We start from the raw sequence: 16,081 nt of genomic DNA, 5'->3' as shown, positions 1-16,081 counted from the left end.
ATAGCACATCGAGGCCGGATTGGCGGCCTTCAGCGGTTCAGTGCGCAGGTTTAATGAAGGTTCCGTTGCGCAGCTCGCGAAACGCCTGGTGCAGCTGTTCTTGCGTGTTCATTACGATCGGCCCGTGCCAGGCCACCGGCTCATTGATCGGCGCGCCGGAGATCAGCAGGAAACGCACGCCCTCGGGGCCCGCCTGCACGGTGATTTCATCGCCGGTGCCAAAGCGGACCAGGGTGCGGTCGCCGGACAGGTCGCGGATGTTGACCTCTTCGCCCGCAACTTCTTTTTCCAGCAATACACCTTGCGGAGCAGAGGCATCGGCAAAGGCCGCTTCGCCTTCGAACACATAGGCAAAGGCACGCCGGTAGGTGTCGATCGGCAGGGTCTTTCTGACGCCCGCCGGGATGAACACATCCAGATACTGCGGATCGGCGGCAATGCCGTCCACCGGGCCGCGCTTGCCCCAGAAATCTCCAACAATCACTTTCACCCTTGTGCCGTCATCGTCGGTGATTTCGGGGATCTCCGCACCCTTCACATCCTGGTAACGGGGGGCGGTCATCTTCTCGCTGGCAGGCAGGTTGCCCCACAGCTGGAAGCCATGCATCTGGCCCTGGGCGTTGCCCGAAGGCATCTCCTGATGCAGGATGCCCGACCCTGCGGTCATCCATTGCACGTCGCCTGCGCCCAGGCTGCCCGCATTGCCCAGCGAGTCGCCGTGCTCGACCGAGCCTGCCAGCACATAGGTGATGGTTTCAATGCCACGGTGCGGATGCCAGGGGAAGCCGCGCAGGTAGTCTTCGGGGTTTTCATTGCGGAAGTCGTCGAACAGCAGGAACGGGTCCAGCTCGGACGGGTCCTGAAAGCCGAAGGCGCGGTGCAGCTTGACCCCGGCGCCTTCGGTATGGGGCTGTGCCGGGCGGGTTTCGAGTATCGGTCTGAGGGACATCTGCCTGTCTCCTGATTTTCGTTGACTGCAGCCAAGATAGGCTGTGCGCGGGTGCGGTGAAACCAGCCGTGCCTCACGTGTGATGTGCGCCAGTGAACAGGGTATCCCGCAGCCCGCAGGGCTGCCCGGCCCAACGGGACGCGGCGCCGGAGGCGTCAAGGACGGGCGGGAGCTCCCCCGTTGCCTGGGGCAAACCGGACGGGTTAGCCTGCGCGCATGACACATATCTCCGATCTTCTGCTGAACCTGACGCCGGACCGTCTGGAGGGTGCCTTGCGCCTGATGTCCTACATGCTGGGGGAGGCGCGGGACGTCGCCGATGCGGATGAGGTGCTGACGCGCATGTCAGAGCTGATCCGCGCAGGCGGCGTGCCGTTGGACCGGGCCACCTCCATTGTGCCGCTGCTGCATGCCGAGGCTGTGGCCAGCGCCCGCTTCTGGGAACGCGGCAAGGGCGCGCGCAGCTATCTGTTTCCGTTCAACGAGGAAAGCGGCCAGGGTTATGCCCATTCCCCGGCCGCGGATGTGCACAAGTCCGGCGAGTGGGTGGTCCTGTGGCTGCCGGACACATCCGGCGACCGCTACGGCATCGTGCCTGAGCTGAAGGCGGACGGCTTTACCCATTATATCATGGCGCCGGTCTTCATGCGCAGCGGCATGGCCGGCACTTTCAGCTTTGCAACGCAAGCGGCTGAGGGATTTTCCCAGGAGGATATCATCTTCCTGCGGGCTGTATTCCCGGTGCTCTCCGCCTGCCAGGAGATCCTCGCCACCGCTCGCGCCATGCAGGAGGCGCTGCGGATCTATGTCGGCGAAGAACCGCAGCGGCGGATCATCTCGGGCGATGTGCACCGGGGCGAGGTGATGCATATCCGCTCCGCCATCCTGTTTGCCGACATGCGCCGGTTCACCGAATTGACCGCAGATATGAACGCGGAACAGGCCACCAGCCTCTTGAACGCCTACTACGACTGCATCGTGCCGCCCATCGAGGACGCAGGCGGCGAAGTGCTGAAACTCATCGGCGACGGCGTCCTGGCGGTATTCCGGGCCGGGGAAGACGGTGCAGAGGCTTGTTTGCGGGCGCTCAAGGCATCGCGCGGCGGGCTGGCGCGGGTTGCGGCCCGCACGGAGCAGCCGCAGTTCGATGTCGGCACAGCGCTGCACTTTGGCGAGGTGGCGTTTGGCAATGTGGGGTCGGGAATGCGGCTTGATTACACAGTGATCGGACGCGACGTGAATCTGGCGGCGCGGGTGGCCGGACTGTGCAGTGCAAGAAATGAACCGCTGCTGGTGTCTTCGGAATTCAGGCAGAGGGCGCGGCTGGAAGGCAGGTCTTTGGGAGAACAGAGCCTGAAAGGGCTGCAATCGCGGGAAGAGGTATTTGCGGTGTCTTTGGCGGAGGATCCTTGAGGCCCGTCCGGGAGGCGGGACGGCGCGGGGTTTAAGCCTTGCCCCACCATTCCGCCGGTTTCCGCCGCTGCCCGTGCTTCGCAGCCAGCCGAAGCGCCAGCTTGCGCATCGGCCCAAGCGCCAGATTCAGCCACAGCCGGTTGCGCCGCTTGGAATAGTCGCGGTTGAACGGGCAGACCCGCATGCAGATGGCGCAGTCCGAGGCCATCTTGGCCCAGAAGGGAAAGCATTTCTCGGCATTAGACGTCCATTTCCTCACCCCCTTGATGGCCGAGACATTGGCGGTCACGGTGGAGGGCGGGCCGTAAGGCAGCGCCTTGACCGGGCAAGCATCGGCGCATTTGGTGCAGATATCGCAGAACGCCTTTACTCCTTGCGGCTGCGGTGCGTCATGGGTCAGCGGCAGATTGGTGAAGATCTTGGAAAACCGCAGGCGCGGCCCGAATTCCGGGGTGATCACCATCTGGTTGCGGGCATATTCGCCCAAACCCGCCTTGACCGCAAAAGGGATCACCAGCCCGGTATCATTCATCGACGGCACCGCCTCATACCCCAGATTGCGGATATAGGCGGCAAACTGCATCACGATGGCAGCCTCATGGCTGTATTCCCGGCCGGTCGCGGCCCCCGCCAGCGCCGAGGGGTAGGTGGCGACCAGTTCCTTGTCCATCTCATGGCCCAGAACGATCACGCTGGTCAGGCCTTCGGGCAGATCATGCGGCGCTTCGGACATGTCGCGGGTGTCAACGCGGGCGGTGTAGATCCAACGCTCGTCCAGATCGGTGATGCCGCAAAGATCGGCGCCGAAGAACTTGGCGATACGCTTTACTTCTGCGGACATTCTGGCGGGATTATCGATTTCCAGCGCCTCCTTGGCCACCGGAGTGTCGGGGCGTATGGCGGCCTGAAACCCTTCGCGGATGCCCTCCTGCGCCCGGCGGCCTGAGACGACGTCGGAGATCAGCCAGGCGGCGTTGCGCAGGGCAAAATCGCGCTGGCTGAAACCGTCGCCGCGGCGCGGAGCCGCCTCCATCCGGTAGGAGGAGAAGAATTTCATCGTGTGCTTGGATTTCACCCGCTTGTCCCAGAACGCGCGGGTAAAGATGTCGTTGCGCTGCGAGAACCGCTCGAAATCATCTGTGACTTCGATCCCTGCGGCTGCATCGCCGTCGCGCTGGGGCGGTGTGTTCTGTGGCCAGGGCATGGGCGGACGCTATCCGGCAATTCCGGCGCGGGCAAGAGGAGGGGCGATCAGCTGAACAGGGACACGATCCAATCGCGGACCATGGAGACCTCGGCGCTGTTCGGGGCCTCTCCGGCGGCGGGCATCAGGTAGTGGCCCTGACCCATCGGAATCTCCGCGCCCAGCACCGGGGCCAGGCGGCTTTTCGACAGCGGCAGTTCTGCATAACGGCGCATCAGCATGGCGACGCCTGCACCGGAGGCGGCAATCTCAACCGCCGCCAGCGACGTGTCCACATACAGAGGTGCACTGCGGTCCTTCAGCGGCACGCCTTCTTGTTCGGACAGCCGCAGCCAGTGGTCCTGATAGCCGTGGATATGGATCAGCGTCTGGTCGAATAGCTGATCCACCGTTTGCAACTGCCCGGCCAGCAGCGGCTGCGCCACGGGGATCACGGTCTCAGTCGAGAGTAGATGCGCTCGGCGGCCGAACCAGCCGGATGGCCCGAGCCGCAGGTCGATATCCACGTCCTCGTCCTGGGTGCTGTCGGCCCAGACGGCAGAAATCAACCGGATGCGGATGTGCGGGTTGGCGGCGTGGAACGCCCCCAGCCGCGGCGCCACCCACAGGACGGCAGTTGAGACCGGTGCCCGTATTGTCACCGTACGGGTCTGCGCATGCCCCAAGAGGCCGCGGGTGGAGTACGCGATATCCGTCAGCGCCTGCGCGACCGACGGGTAATAGGCATGGCCCAGCTCTGTCAGCTCCAGGTGACGCGACCGGCGGATAAACAAGGTGATGCCAAAGCTTTTCTCGAGGCTGCGCACCTGATGGCTGACGGCGGCCTGGGTCAGCCCCAGTTCCTCCGCCGCAGCGGTGAAGCTTTGCAGGCGGGCGGCGGCCTCAAAGGCGCGCAACCAGACGAGATTGGGCAGATCGGACATTTGTGTTGCAAAAATTCCTGAGGTCAGACCGCGTTATTATTCGTTTTTGTTTTGGCAGAGGTCAAGCTAGCCATAGGGCAGACGCATACCCCGGGAGGAGAGACTCGACATGGCAACTGATCTGAAAGTGGGCTTCATCGGCCTTGGCAACGTGGGCGGCAAACTGTCCGGCAGCCTGCTGCGCAACGGCGTGGACCTGACGGTGCACGATCTGGATGCGGATCTGGTGCAAAGCTTCGTGGACAACGGCGCGGTCAAGGGCGAAAGCCCGGCGCAGATGATGCGCGACTGCGATGCGGTGATCACCTGCCTGCCGTCGCCTGCGGCCTCGGACGCGGTGATGATGCAGATGCTGCCGGAAATCACCGAAGGCAAGATCTGGATGGAAATGTCCACCACCGACGAGGCCGAGGCCAAACGTTTGGGCGCCATGGTGATCGAGCAGGGCGGCCGCGCGGTGGATTGCCCGGTTTCCGGCGGTTGCCACCGGGCGGGCACCGGCAATATCTCGATCTTTGCGGGCTGCGACCGCGGGACTTTTGACACCATCCTGCCGCTGCTTACCACTATGGGCCGCCGCATCCTGCACACCGGCGGTCTGGGCTCGGCCTCGGTGCTGAAAGTGGTGACCAACTATCTGGCCACCGTGCATCTGGTCGCCAACGCCGAGGCGCTGGTCACCGCTAAGGCAGCGGGCATGGATCTGAACATTGCCTATGAGGCGATCAAGATCAGCTCGGGCAATTCGTTTTCGCATGTGACCGAAAGCCAGGTAATCCTGAACGGCAGCCGGGATATTTCCTTTACCATGGATCTGGTGAAAAAGGACGTCGGCCTGTTCCAGGAGGTGGCCGACCGGGCAAATGTGCCGCTGGAAGTCAGCCCGCTGATGGTGAAGATCTTTGAGGACGGCATCACCCGCTATGGCGACCGCGAGCTGTCACCGAATATCATCCGCCGCCTGGAAGATGCCACCGGTCTGGACATCCGGGCGCCGGGCTTCCCGCCGGAAATGGTGGACGATGAACCAGAAGAGCCGGGCTACGAGGTTGTCGTGCACCGCGCTGCAGCGGAATAAGTTTCCCTGAACTGCACGGCCGCATCCAGCCCCCGCTTCGGCGGGGGCTGTTTTCTTTGCCAGATCCGGTTTATGCCCGGTGCAGCAGCAAGGGGAGCAGCGGATGAACAACGAGGTCCTGGCCACAATTGAAGCCTCCGGCGGGCGGCGGATCATGGGCACGGCGATGCTGGGATTGACCGGCTGCCTGCTGCTTTATGTGGCATTTGCGGCGCCGCCGTCGCCTGCATGGCTGGTGTTTCTGCTGGCGGTTGGCGCAGCGGCACTGTGGCTGGCAGCCCGGATGTGGCAGGCAACCGTGCACCGGATCGAGCTGACCGCAGAGGAACTGCGCTGTTCAAACGGCCAGCTGATTGCCAGGGTTGAAGATATCAAAGCCATCGACCGCGGCTTTTTTGCCTTTAAGCCGTCCAACGGGTTTTTGATCCGGACCGGCGTGCAAGGCTCTAGGGTCTGGATGCCCGGGCTGTGGTGGCGGTCAGGCCGCCGGATCGGTATTGGCGGGGTAACGCCGGGATCGCAAGGCAAGGCGATGTCGGAAATTCTGGCCGCGATGCTCGCGCAGCGCGGCCGCTAGGCTAGGCGCAGGATTTACAGGTCCTGTCCCTAGGGCCGCGCCGGGGGTTAGTCGGTGCCTTCACCGCCGTCATCGTGGCTGCCGGAACCCGTGGCGCTGCCTTCGAAGACGACAAGCGGGGCAAAACGCGGGCGGGTGAAGATGAAATTGTCCAGGTTCAGCGTCGGCAGGCCGACATTGAAGGCAGGCTCCATCTCGTTGAAGGTTTCCACCAGAATGACCCGTTCCTGATCCGGCATGTCCGGAAGTTTGCCGGAGACAGTGTTGATGGTGGTGTCAGTCCATGTGGTATCGGACGTGCCGCGAACTTCGGACCAATCTACATAGTATTTGGCGTCATCTTCGTCCCAGCGCACCACTGATACCCGAAGGCCAAGCTGCGAATCCTGCCGGATCAGGAGTTGCGCCATTTCGTACATACTGTCGATATAGTCGTCGTTGATCGCCGTTGTTTCGCGCGAGATCAGGTCTGAGATGGTGTAAGCAGCTTTGAGATTGACACTGTCGCGGCGGAAGGCGTCAAAGAACGTGTAGATGGAGGCAAACAGGGCCAATAACAGGGGGGCATAGAGTGCGAATTCGACCGATACGCTACCCTCGGTTCTGCACCGGAAGATGTGCAGATAGCGGGGCAGGGCTTGGCCGGAAAATTTCGGTATCAGGGCAGTCAGCATGGCTCACCTCGGTTCCTGAACAAATGCGGATGCGGCGGTCAGGCTGATCCGGCCGTCATCATCCTTGGATAGGCTTTGTCCCAATCCCCAGGTTGGCAGGATGGGCTTAAACTTCATGCAGGCACGGATCAGCATCAGCTCATTGGATTGCCCGTGTTCGAAGGTTACGTCTGGGTTCACTTCTTCGATCCGGTTGATGCAATCCGGATCTGGATCAATCCCTGTCCAATTGAACGGGTCGGCTCGCACCATTTCAAGCTTCAGAGATGACGCGCAGTCGTCTATGAACCCGGAAAGTTCGCAGATTTCGTCGCGGATTTGCGTGTGGTCTTTATTGGTGCCGGTGTTCAGGCGAATGTCGCGTACAGTTAGGTCCAGGGCGCGTTCCAGCTGCGAATGGCGCAGATTGATCAGCCCCAGCTCCACCGTCGACATCAATGCCAGTAGAAAGGCGGGGATGACGATGGCGAACTCAACAGAGGCGTTGCCATCGTCGAGTGCCCTGAACCGGCGCAGTTTCTGTGTGATGCAGCGGATCATTGGGTCAGCCTCAGTTGGCGGATTGAGGTTGCGATGGAGGAAAAGGCATCGGCGATCTCCAGACCTTGCACGTCGAAATAGTGGGAGTCGGAGCTGGCGCAGTCCTGCAGCACCGCCACCCCGTTGCTGGGTGCTTCGAAGCCAATGGTATAGACGATGATGCCCTGATCCTTGGCCGCTTCGCAGATGCTGCGGGTACGGGCATTCTTGGTAGAGTTGCCATAGTAGTCGTAGACGCCGTAGTACCACTCGCTGCGGGCGGCAGAGGAGCCCATCCAATCGGCATAGAGGTTGTAATAGAGATACTTGAGCGGTGTCTTTGCAAACAGGTCCACATAGGTGAGACGCTGGGCACTGCCGTCGCCTTTGGGCGTGTCATGCCAATAGGGGTAGCCGTCGCGCCGGAATTTTCCGGTAGAAGGGTTGAGCGTGGAATACACGCCGCTAGCCGCATCGTACCAAACGTTGGAGTAACCCTCGCGGTGATCGTTCTCGACATAGTATTGCGAAGTATTCTGGCCATCTGTCATCAGCACGATGACCTTGACCGTATCTGTGTCGGTATAGGCGGACGGGCGGGCGGAAAAGTCGCTCGGAACGATCGCGCCGGCACCGGTGGAAAGGGCGCTGATGGCCGGGCGTGCGGAAGGATCTAGCAAAGCCGCGCCCCATTTCATACCAATATCGATGGACGTGTTTCCGCGCCCCACAAGACCGTCGATGAAACCTTTGAGGGTCGTGGCATCCTTCTGGAAAAGCATCATTTCCCGGTGCGCATGTTCTTCGCAGACCGGGTAGCCGACCAGTCCTGGCCGGTCATCCCAGCGGTCCCAGGGAGAAAACTGCATCGTTTGCTCCAGGGAGGCCGAAGTGGACAAGCCGGCCGAATTGAAGTCGGAGGCTGAGAAATTCACGCAGTTTGAATAGGTATGCAGCCTGTCGAGGTTGTACTGATCCAAAAGCTCTTCAGGTGCAGAGACCTGGGTTGCGTACGGCACAATGGAAATCGACATTTTGCCATCGGTGGTGTTGGCCACCATGGTGTCGACAAAATCCTTGGCTGCAGCCTGCAGATTGGTCAGACGGCTGTTACGGGTCATCGACCCGGATACGTCCAGTACCAGCGAAATCTCCAGACCGTCGATGCTCTCTTCAGCTCGGGAGGTGGCGTAAAGCGGCATTTCGTCGACACCGGCAAAACCCAGCATGTGGGTGGGAAAGGTTGTGTCGATCGTGGCCTGTACTTTCTTGAAACCCAAGCCGGCTTCCCACCAGGGCGCCTGATAGTACTCCTGAAGACCGGATTTCGAGAGATAGTCCAGCACGACTGCATCAGGTAACTTCTCTTGGTCCAGGTCCGCCGCTGCCAGTGCCGCCCTGTCAAGCGTGTACTGCAGCATGGTGCGGTCGCGTTCCATCCGCATCAGGTCCACGCCAATTCCACCCACCGCGACCATGGCCAGGAAAGTACCGATCATCGGTTTGGCCAGAACACCATCTTCTCCCCGCAGGTAGGCTTGTGCACCGGCCAGACAGCGCTGCATGAGCGGGCTGCTCAGTGCTGTGGAATCCTTGTGTCGTCTGCGCATTTAAACACCCCTCCGCCGGTTCTTGAACAGATCAGCCCGGCACTAGACGCGGAATTTACACATAATTAATGGTCGCTGAACGTGGCGGAATTGGGGCGGGCTCGGGTCGAAAAACATGTGATTGTAGTGAACTGTGTTTTCAATTGCCGCGTATTCTGATCGGTTGTCGCGGGTGTGGGGACAATGGTTCCGGATGCAGCGCCGAATCGAGCCGCCTTGGCTAAAATGCGAATCTTTTTGGCAGGGAATGGTCAAAAAGGTCGCACTCCTTAATCTTCTCTGCATAGAGTGAAGGCACCATCGGCATCGAGTCGATGTTTGAGCACGGAGAAGATTTTAGATGAGCAGCCGCACAGAGCCGAGCTTCCGCGAGAGCGTGGACCTGATGTTTAACCGGGCCGTGTCCCTGATGGATCTGCCGCCGGGGCTGGAGGAAAAGATCCGGGTCTGCAACGCGACCTATACGGTGCGGTTCGGGGTGCGCCTGCGCGGCGCCATGCACACATTCACTGGCTACCGCTCGGTCCATTCCGAACATATGGAACCTGTGAAGGGCGGCATCCGCTATGCCACCGGCGTAAACCAGGACGAGGTCGAGGCGCTGGCGGCGCTGATGACCTATAAATGCGCTCTGGTGGAGGCGCCGTTCGGTGGCTCCAAGGGCGGGCTTTGCATTGACCCCCGCGAATATGAAGAACACGAGCTGGAATTGATCACCCGCCGCTTTGCTTATGAGCTGGCCAAGCGCGACCTGATCCACCCCTCGCAGAACGTGCCTGCGCCCGACATGGGCACCGGCGAGCGCGAGATGGCCTGGATCGCTGACCAGTACGCCCGCATGAACACCACCGACATCAATGCCAAGGCCTGTGTCACCGGCAAGCCGCTGAATGCCGGCGGCATCTCCGGCCGGGTGGAGGCCACGGGCCGCGGCGTGCAATATGCGCTGCAGGAATTCTTCCGTTACGAGGAGGATAAGGCGGCGGCCGGCCTCACCGGTAAACTTGATGGCAAGCGGGTCATCGTTCAGGGACTTGGCAATGTGGGGTATCACGCGGCCAAATTCCTGTCCGAGGAAGATGGTTCGCGGATCACTGGTATCATCGAACGGGATGGCGGGTTGTCGAACCCCGATGGTCTGGACGTTGAGGCGGTGCGCAACTGGATTGTTAAGCATGGCGGCGTGTCCGGCTACCCGGATGCCCAGTATGTGGAAGACGGCGCTCTGCTGCTGGAAGAAGACTGCGACATCCTGATCCCGGCCGCGCTGGAAGGCGTGATCAACCTGTCCAACGCCGAACGCGTGAAGGCACCGCTGATTATCGAGGCTGCAAACGGCCCGGTGACTGCCGGTGCGGACGACATCCTGCGCAAGAAGGGCTGCGTGATCATTCCCGACATGTATGCCAACGCGGGCGGTGTGACGGTGTCCTACTTTGAGTGGGTGAAGAATCTGTCCCACATCCGTTTCGGCCGGATGCAGCGCCGCCAGGAAGAGGCGCGCCACCAGCTGGTGATTGACGAGCTGCAGCGTCTGGACAACGTGATGGGGGACACCTGGTCGATGTCGCCAAACTTCAAGGACAAGTACTTGAAGGGCGCCGGCGAGCTGGAGCTGGTGCGCTCGGGACTGGATGACACCATGCGGGTGGCGTACCAGTCGATGCGCGAAGTCTGGCACAGCCGCGATGACGTGACCGACTTGCGCACTGCCGCCTATCTGGTGTCGATCGACAAGGTCGCCAAAAGCTATCACGCCAAGGGCCTCTGACCGGCCTGCAGGCGCATAAGACCATAGCCGGGACGGAGGGGAAACTCTCCGTCCCGTTTTTTTGTGAGTGAACCGGAATACGTCACGGCCTGTCGCAATTACTACTAGACACAAGTGATTAGTTCGTGTGATTTGCGGCAAAGCCGTGCTGAACTGCCGCAAGTTGATCCTTGGGGCTAGGAGCAGCAGGCGAAAGCGGGTAGCAATGCCGCCAGGGTCCGGGTCACCTTTTTTCCGGGCATCGGAAGTGATTTGACGGGGAGGGACGACATGCGGTTTTCGGGATGGCGTGTGCTCAAAGAGGGGCTCACCGGAAACAAGGGCTGGACGCCGCACTGGCGCGACCCCGAGCCCAAGTCGGAATATGACGTGGTGATCATCGGCGGCGGCGGCCACGGTTTGGCTACCGCCTACTACCTGGCCAAAGAACACGGCATCACCAATGTCGCGGTGCTTGAAAAGGGCTATCTCGGCGGCGGCAACGTGGGGCGCAACACCACAATCGTGCGCGCCAACTACTACCTGCCTGGCAACTCGGAATTCTATTCCCACTCGCTGAAACTGTGGGAGGGGATGGAGCAGGACCTGAACTACAACGCGATGATGTCCCAGCGCGGCATCCTCAACCTGTACCACAATGACGGCCAGCGCGACGCCGCCGTGCGCCGGGGCAACTCGATCATCAACCAGGGTGACGATGCTGAGATCCTGAGCCGCGAGCAAGTGCGCGAGCTGGCGCCGTTCCTGAACTTCGACAACAACCGTTTCCCGATCATGGGCGGGCTGATGCAGCGGCGGGCGGGCACTGCGCGCCATGATGCCGTGGCCTGGGGCTATGCCCGCGGTGCCGACATGTGCGGGGTGGATCTGATCCAGAACTGCGAAGTGACCGGCATCGACGTTGAAAACGGCAAAGTCACCGGTGTGCAGACCGCGCGCGGCCCGATCCGCGCCAAGAGGGTGGCGCTGGCGGCCGCGGGCCGCTCCGGCCAGGTGGCGGCGATGGCCGGCCTCACCCTGCCGATCGAAAGCCACGTGCTGCAGGCCTTTGTGTCGGAGGGGTTGAAACCCATCGTCGACCACGTGATCACATTCGCCGAAGGGCATTTGTACATCAGCCAGTCGGACAAGGGCGGATTGGTCTTCGGCAGCTACCTGGATTTTTACAGCTCCTACGCGGCGCGGGGAAACCTGCCGATGGTGGAGCACACGATGGAAAGCTTTGTGGCGATGGTGCCGGCCGTCAGCAAGGCGCGGCTTTTGCGCAGCTGGGGTGGTATCATGGACATGACCCCGGATGGCTCGCCCATTATCGATCATTCGCCGATTGATGGCCTCTACCTGAACTGCGGCTGGTGTTACGGCGGTTTCAAGGCGACGCCGGCGTCGGGCCATGTCTATGCCCACCTGATTGCCACGGACCGCCCGCACGGGGCGGCCACGAAACTGAAGCTGGACCGCTTCCGCAGCGGTCATGGCCTGATGGATGAGGAGGGGACCGGTGCACAGCATAACCTGCATTGATTTTCTGTCTGCCCCCTCGGCCTTGCGGCCTCACCCCCGGAGTATTTTTGAAAAGATGAAGGAGCGCCGGTCATGAGGATCACCTGTCCGCTCTGCGGTGAAAGGGACCGCCGTGAATTCTATTATAAGGGTGCAGCACTGGTGCGCCCGGCTGAAGGCGCGGATCTGGATGCCTGGCATGAATATGTGAACCTGCGGGAGAATCCGGCGGGGCCACTGGATGAGCTGTGGTATCACGAGATGGGCTGCAATTCCTGGCTGAAGGTGACCCGCGACACCGCGACCCATGAGATCCTGGACGTGCAGCTGGCCTCTGAGGCCGGGCTGGGAGGTGAGACATGAGACTTCCCGGCAAAGGTTTGAACCAGGGCGCAAAGCCCATCACCTTCTCTTTCAATGGCCGTCATATGATGGGGCTGGAAGGCGATACGCTGGCCGCGGCGCTGCTGGCCAATGATGTGCATCTGATGGGACGGTCGTTCAAATACCACCGCCCGCGCGGGGTGCTGACGGCGGGCAGCGAGGAGCCAAACGCGCTGGTGACCACCGGCACCGGCGGTGAGCAGGATCCGAACGTCCGTGCGACCCAGCAAGAAATTTTCGAGGGGCTGGAGGCGCGCAGCCAGAACTGCTGGCCCTCGGTCGAACGCGATGTGATGGCGGTGAACGATCTGGCAGCGCCGTTCTTTACTGCTGGTTTCTATTACAAGACTTTCATGTGGCCCGCGGCCTTCTGGGAGAAGTTGTATGAGCCGATGATCCGCAATGCGGCAGGCCTGGGCGCACTGTCGGGCGAGGCGGATCAGGACCGGTACGAGAAGGCCTTTGCCTTTTGCGATGTGCTGGTGATCGGTTCTGGCCCTGCCGGGCTGATGGCGGCGCTGACTGCTGGCCGGGCCGGCGCCGATGTGATCTTGTGCGAGGAAGACAGCCGCATGGGCGGGCGCCTTCTGGCGGAGCGTGAGGAGATCGGCGGCAAGCCGGGCCATGACTGGGCCGCCGAAGCGCTGGCCGAGCTGGACGCGATGGACAATGTGCGGCTGATGACGCGTACTGCTGTCACCGGCGCCTATGACCAGGGCACCTATGGCGCGCTGGAGCGGGTCTCGCATCATCTGCCGCAAAGGCATTCGCTGAAAGGCAGCCACCTGCCGCGCGAATGCTTCTGGCGGATTGCGGCCAAACACGCGGTGCTGGCGGCGGGTGCGATTGAGCGCCCGGTGGCGTTCCGCAACAATGACCGCCCCGGCATCATGATGGCTGGCGCCGTGCGTGCCTATCTGAACCGCTGGGGTGTGGCGCCGGGCGAGCGGGTGACGCTGTTTGCCAACAACGACCAGGCGCATCGCACTGCTCGCGATTTGGCAGAGGCAGGCGTGCATATCGCGGCGGTGATCGACAGCCGCCATGAGGCACCGGACGGCGGACCGTATCAGGTGATCAAGGGCGCGCAGGTCTGCGGCAGTGCAGGCCGCCAGCGTGTCGAGAGCATCACTGTGCGCTCGATCAAGGGTGAGGAGAAGATCCAGACCGACTGTCTGGCGATGTCCGGCGGCTGGAACCCTTCGGTGCATCTGACCTGCCACTTGAACAGCCGCCCGGTGTGGAAGCGCGATGTGCTGGCCTTTGTGCCTGCGGAAGGCGCGGTGCCGGGCATGGTCACGGCGGGGGCCTGCAACGGCACGCTCTCTACCGCGGGTGCATTGCGCGAAGGTGCGAATGCCGCGGCCAAGGTGCTGGAGGCCCTGGGCCTGAACGCCGCCGCCGCTGACCTGCCGGATGCGGAGGATGATCCCTACCGCATCGCCGCTTTGTGGGCGGTGCCGGGCAAGGGGCGCGCCTGGCTCGACTTTCAGAACGACGTGACCGTCAAGGATGTGAAGCAGGCCGCGGTCGAGAACTTCCGCTCGGTCGAGCATATGAAGCGCTACACCACCCAAGGGATGGCGACCGATCAGGGCAAGAACTCCAACGTTGCGGCATTGGCGGTGCTGGCCGATGCGACGGGGCGGACGATCCCCGAGACCGGCACCACCACTTTCCGGCCGCCGTTTGTGCCGGTGGCGATTGGTGCCATCGGGGCAGGCGCCACGGATGAGGGGTTCAAGCCGCAGCGCTTCCTGACCTCGCACGCCGAGAGCGAGGCGCGCGGCGCCCATCAGCTGGAGGTCGGCCTGTGGTACCGTGCCGCCTATTACCCGAAGCCGGGGGAGACCAGTTGGCGCCAGTCCTGCGACCGCGAGGTCACTTTGGTGCGCAATGCGGTGGGCATCTGTGATGTCTCCACCCTGGGCAAGATCGACGTCCAAGGCGCGGATGCGGGCAAGCTCCTGGATCATCTCTATACCAACACTTTCAGCACGCTGAAGGTGGGCAAGGTCCGTTACGGCCTGATGCTGCGCGAGGACGGTTTTGTCATGGACGATGGCACCACCGCGCGGCTGGATGAAAACCACTATGTGATGACCACCACCACCGCCGCGGCGGGGCAGGTGATGGCGCATATGGAGTTTGCCGCCCAGGTGTTGCACCCGGATTGGGATGTGCGGTTCACCTCGGTGACCGAGCAATGGGCGCAGTTTGCCGTGGCCGGACCAAAGTCTCAGGAACTGCTGAACGGCCTCGTGGCGGAGGACGTGAACGGCGAGACCTGGCCGTTCATGGGCTGCGGCGAGGCGACTGTGCTGGGGGTCAAAGGGCGGCTGTTCCGGATATCCTTCTCGGGCGAGCATGCTTATGAGGTGGCCGTGCCTGCGCGCTATGGCGGGAGCCTGTTCCGTGAGCTGCTGAAACGGGCCGAGGCCATGGGCGGCGGTGCCTATGGCATGGAGGCGCTGAATGTGCTGCGGATCGAGAAGGGGCTGATCACCCATGCCGAGATCAACGGCACGGTAACGGCTTTTGACCTCGGGATGCAGGGGATGATGTCCAAGAAGAAGGACTTCCTGGGCAAACCCATGTCCACCCGCGAAGGCCTGATGGCCGAAGACCGGATGCGCCTGGTCGGGCTGAAGCCTGTGGGTGCGGCCAAGGAAATCACTGCCGGAGCGCATCTGTTCACGCCGGGTGATCCGGTGGAGCGGATCTATGATCAGGGCTATGTGACCTCGGCGGGCTATTCGCCGACGCTGGGGCATCCGATCGGCCTTGCTTTCCTCAAGGAAGGCCCGGACCGTCTCGGCGAGACCGTGCGCCTGGTCGACCATATGCGCGGCGTTGATACCCTGTGCGAGGTTGTTTCCCCTGTGTTCTTTGACCCCGAAGGAGACCGTGCCCGTGGCTGAACTGATTGCAAAAAGCCCCTGTGAAGGGCTGGTTCCCGCAACCATCGGCGGCATGAGCCTGACCGAGGAGCACCCTGGTGCGATGTGTGCCGTGGCGCCATTCAAGGGGCAGCAGAAGGCGCTGAGCAAAGCGCTGGAAGCGGCGCATGGCATGGCCTTCCCGGCGCCGAACCGTGCGACCGGCAAGGCCGGCAGCCGGGCGGTATGGTTCGGGCGTGACATGGCGTTGCTGATGGGACCTGCGCCCGATGCCACGCTGGCTGAACACGCCGCGCTGACCGATCAGAGCGATGCTTGGGCTGTTGTGAAGCTGGACGGCAAAGACGCCGAGGACGTGCTGGCGCGTCTGGTGCCGGTGGATCTGCGGAACCAAGTGTTCAAGCGCGGCCATACCGTGCGGGTCGAGCTGAAGCACATGATGGCCTCGGTGACCCGCACTGGTCCGCAGGCGTTTCAGATCATGGTGTTCCGCTCGATGGCGAAAACGCTTGTGCATGATTTGAAAACAGCGATGGAAGCTGTCGCGGCGCGGGGGTAACCTTCGGGGATCACCAA

General features: G+C 62.1%; 14 protein-coding genes. 8 read left to right on the top strand and 6 right to left on the bottom strand.

Annotated features, from left to right (window positions below; all coding sequences use genetic code 11):
* Positions 1–37: 37 nt before the first annotated feature.
* Positions 38–949 (bottom strand): pirin family protein, encoded by a 912-nt coding sequence (locus AQUI_RS0123495; RefSeq protein ID WP_027259713.1) that lies wholly within the window; start codon positions 947–949, stop codon positions 38–40.
* 216 nt (positions 950–1,165) lie between these two features.
* On the opposite strand from AQUI_RS0123495, the gene AQUI_RS0123490 reads away from it, so the two are divergent.
* Positions 1,166–2,362: an adenylate/guanylate cyclase domain-containing protein gene (locus tag AQUI_RS0123490; protein ID WP_027259712.1), complete on the top strand. Its 1,197-nt coding sequence runs from the start codon at positions 1,166–1,168 to the stop codon at positions 2,360–2,362.
* A 31-nt stretch (positions 2,363–2,393) separates the two neighbouring features.
* Here AQUI_RS0123490 and AQUI_RS0123485 read toward each other — a convergent pair whose 3' ends face one another.
* On the bottom strand, positions 2,394–3,566 hold the full coding sequence (locus tag AQUI_RS0123485; RefSeq protein WP_027259711.1) for a 4Fe-4S double cluster binding domain-containing protein: 1,173 nt from the start codon (positions 3,564–3,566) through the stop codon (positions 2,394–2,396).
* Positions 3,567–3,613: 47 nt separating this feature from the next.
* Positions 3,614–4,489, bottom strand: coding sequence for a LysR family transcriptional regulator (locus tag AQUI_RS0123480; protein WP_027259710.1), 876 nt, complete (start codon positions 4,487–4,489; stop codon positions 3,614–3,616).
* Between the two features lie 121 nt (positions 4,490–4,610).
* Here AQUI_RS0123480 and AQUI_RS0123475 point away from each other — a divergent pair, with 121 nt between their 5' ends.
* Positions 4,611–5,567, top strand: coding sequence for an NAD(P)-dependent oxidoreductase (locus AQUI_RS0123475; protein ID WP_027259709.1), 957 nt, complete (start codon positions 4,611–4,613; stop codon positions 5,565–5,567).
* Positions 5,568–5,670: 103 nt separating this feature from the next.
* Positions 5,671–6,144 carry a hypothetical protein gene (locus tag AQUI_RS0123470; RefSeq protein ID WP_027259708.1) on the top strand — a complete coding sequence of 158 codons (474 nt, stop codon included), beginning with the start codon at positions 5,671–5,673 and terminating at the stop codon, positions 6,142–6,144.
* A gap of 47 nt (positions 6,145–6,191) precedes the next feature.
* Here the strand turns inward: AQUI_RS0123470 and AQUI_RS0123465 are convergent, their stop codons facing one another.
* The 3 genes from AQUI_RS0123465 to AQUI_RS0123455 are packed head-to-tail and all read right to left on the bottom strand — an operon-like array spanning position 6,192 to position 8,902.
* Positions 6,192–6,818, bottom strand: a complete 627-nt coding sequence (locus AQUI_RS0123465; protein WP_027259707.1) for a pilus assembly protein — start codon at positions 6,816–6,818, stop codon at positions 6,192–6,194.
* 3 nt (positions 6,819–6,821) lie between these two features.
* Positions 6,822–7,358 (bottom strand): TadE/TadG family type IV pilus assembly protein, encoded by a 537-nt coding sequence (locus AQUI_RS0123460; protein WP_027259706.1) that lies wholly within the window; start codon positions 7,356–7,358, stop codon positions 6,822–6,824.
* Complete coding sequence (locus AQUI_RS0123455) at positions 7,355–8,902, bottom strand: pilus assembly protein TadG-related protein (RefSeq protein ID WP_245596964.1); 1,548 nt, start codon at positions 8,900–8,902, stop codon at positions 7,355–7,357. The genes AQUI_RS0123460 and AQUI_RS0123455 overlap by 4 nt, the downstream gene beginning before the upstream one ends.
* A gap of 385 nt (positions 8,903–9,287) precedes the next feature.
* Here AQUI_RS0123455 and AQUI_RS0123450 point away from each other — a divergent pair, with 385 nt between their 5' ends.
* The 5 genes from AQUI_RS0123450 (at position 9,288) to AQUI_RS0123430 (ending at position 16,064) form a co-directional block, all read left to right on the top strand.
* Positions 9,288–10,718, top strand: coding sequence for a Glu/Leu/Phe/Val family dehydrogenase (locus tag AQUI_RS0123450; RefSeq protein WP_027259704.1), 1,431 nt, complete (start codon positions 9,288–9,290; stop codon positions 10,716–10,718).
* Between the two features lie 270 nt (positions 10,719–10,988).
* Complete coding sequence (locus tag AQUI_RS0123445; RefSeq protein ID WP_027259703.1) at positions 10,989–12,242, top strand: sarcosine oxidase subunit beta family protein; 1,254 nt, start codon at positions 10,989–10,991, stop codon at positions 12,240–12,242.
* 72 nt (positions 12,243–12,314) lie between these two features.
* Positions 12,315–12,584, top strand: a complete 270-nt coding sequence (locus AQUI_RS0123440) for a sarcosine oxidase subunit delta (RefSeq protein WP_027259702.1) — start codon at positions 12,315–12,317, stop codon at positions 12,582–12,584.
* Complete coding sequence (locus AQUI_RS0123435) at positions 12,581–15,526, top strand: sarcosine oxidase subunit alpha family protein (protein WP_027259701.1); 2,946 nt, start codon at positions 12,581–12,583, stop codon at positions 15,524–15,526. The genes AQUI_RS0123440 and AQUI_RS0123435 overlap by 4 nt, the downstream gene beginning before the upstream one ends.
* A complete protein-coding gene (locus AQUI_RS0123430; protein WP_027259700.1) occupies positions 15,519–16,064 on the top strand; it encodes a sarcosine oxidase subunit gamma in 546 nt (181 codons plus the stop codon). Before AQUI_RS0123435 ends, AQUI_RS0123430 begins: the two co-directional genes overlap by 8 nt.
* The last annotated feature ends 17 nt before the right edge of the window (positions 16,065–16,081 follow it).

This window comes from Leisingera aquimarina DSM 24565, assembly GCF_000473165.1.
GTDB classification, from domain to species: Bacteria; Pseudomonadota; Alphaproteobacteria; order Rhodobacterales; family Rhodobacteraceae; genus Leisingera; species Leisingera aquimarina.
Note: the sequence above shows the minus strand (reverse complement) of the source record. Positions and strands in the feature narration are given on the sequence as shown.

Excerpts from the sequence above, each read along its gene's own strand:
- AQUI_RS0123470 (WP_027259708.1), top strand. The coding sequence starts at position 5,671 with ATGAACAACGAGGTCCTGGCCACAATTGAAGCCTCCGGCGGGCGGCGG.
- AQUI_RS0123490 (WP_027259712.1), top strand. The coding sequence starts at position 1,166 with ATGACACATATCTCCGATCTTCTGCTGAACCTGACGCCGGACCGTCTG.
- AQUI_RS0123445 (WP_027259703.1), top strand. The coding sequence starts at position 10,989 with ATGCGGTTTTCGGGATGGCGTGTGCTCAAAGAGGGGCTCACCGGAAAC.
- AQUI_RS0123435 (WP_027259701.1), top strand. The coding sequence starts at position 12,581 with ATGAGACTTCCCGGCAAAGGTTTGAACCAGGGCGCAAAGCCCATCACC.
- AQUI_RS0123455 (WP_245596964.1), bottom strand. The coding sequence starts at position 8,902 with ATGCAGCGCTGTCTGGCCGGTGCACAAGCCTACCTGCGGGGAGAAGAT.
- AQUI_RS0123480 (WP_027259710.1), bottom strand. The coding sequence starts at position 4,489 with ATGTCCGATCTGCCCAATCTCGTCTGGTTGCGCGCCTTTGAGGCCGCC.
- AQUI_RS0123495 (WP_027259713.1), bottom strand. The coding sequence starts at position 949 with ATGTCCCTCAGACCGATACTCGAAACCCGCCCGGCACAGCCCCATACC.
- AQUI_RS0123460 (WP_027259706.1), bottom strand. The coding sequence starts at position 7,358 with ATGATCCGCTGCATCACACAGAAACTGCGCCGGTTCAGGGCACTCGAC.
- AQUI_RS0123440 (WP_027259702.1), top strand. The coding sequence starts at position 12,315 with ATGAGGATCACCTGTCCGCTCTGCGGTGAAAGGGACCGCCGTGAATTC.
- AQUI_RS0123450 (WP_027259704.1), top strand. The coding sequence starts at position 9,288 with ATGAGCAGCCGCACAGAGCCGAGCTTCCGCGAGAGCGTGGACCTGATG.
- AQUI_RS0123465 (WP_027259707.1), bottom strand. The coding sequence starts at position 6,818 with ATGCTGACTGCCCTGATACCGAAATTTTCCGGCCAAGCCCTGCCCCGC.
- AQUI_RS0123485 (WP_027259711.1), bottom strand. The coding sequence starts at position 3,566 with ATGCCCTGGCCACAGAACACACCGCCCCAGCGCGACGGCGATGCAGCC.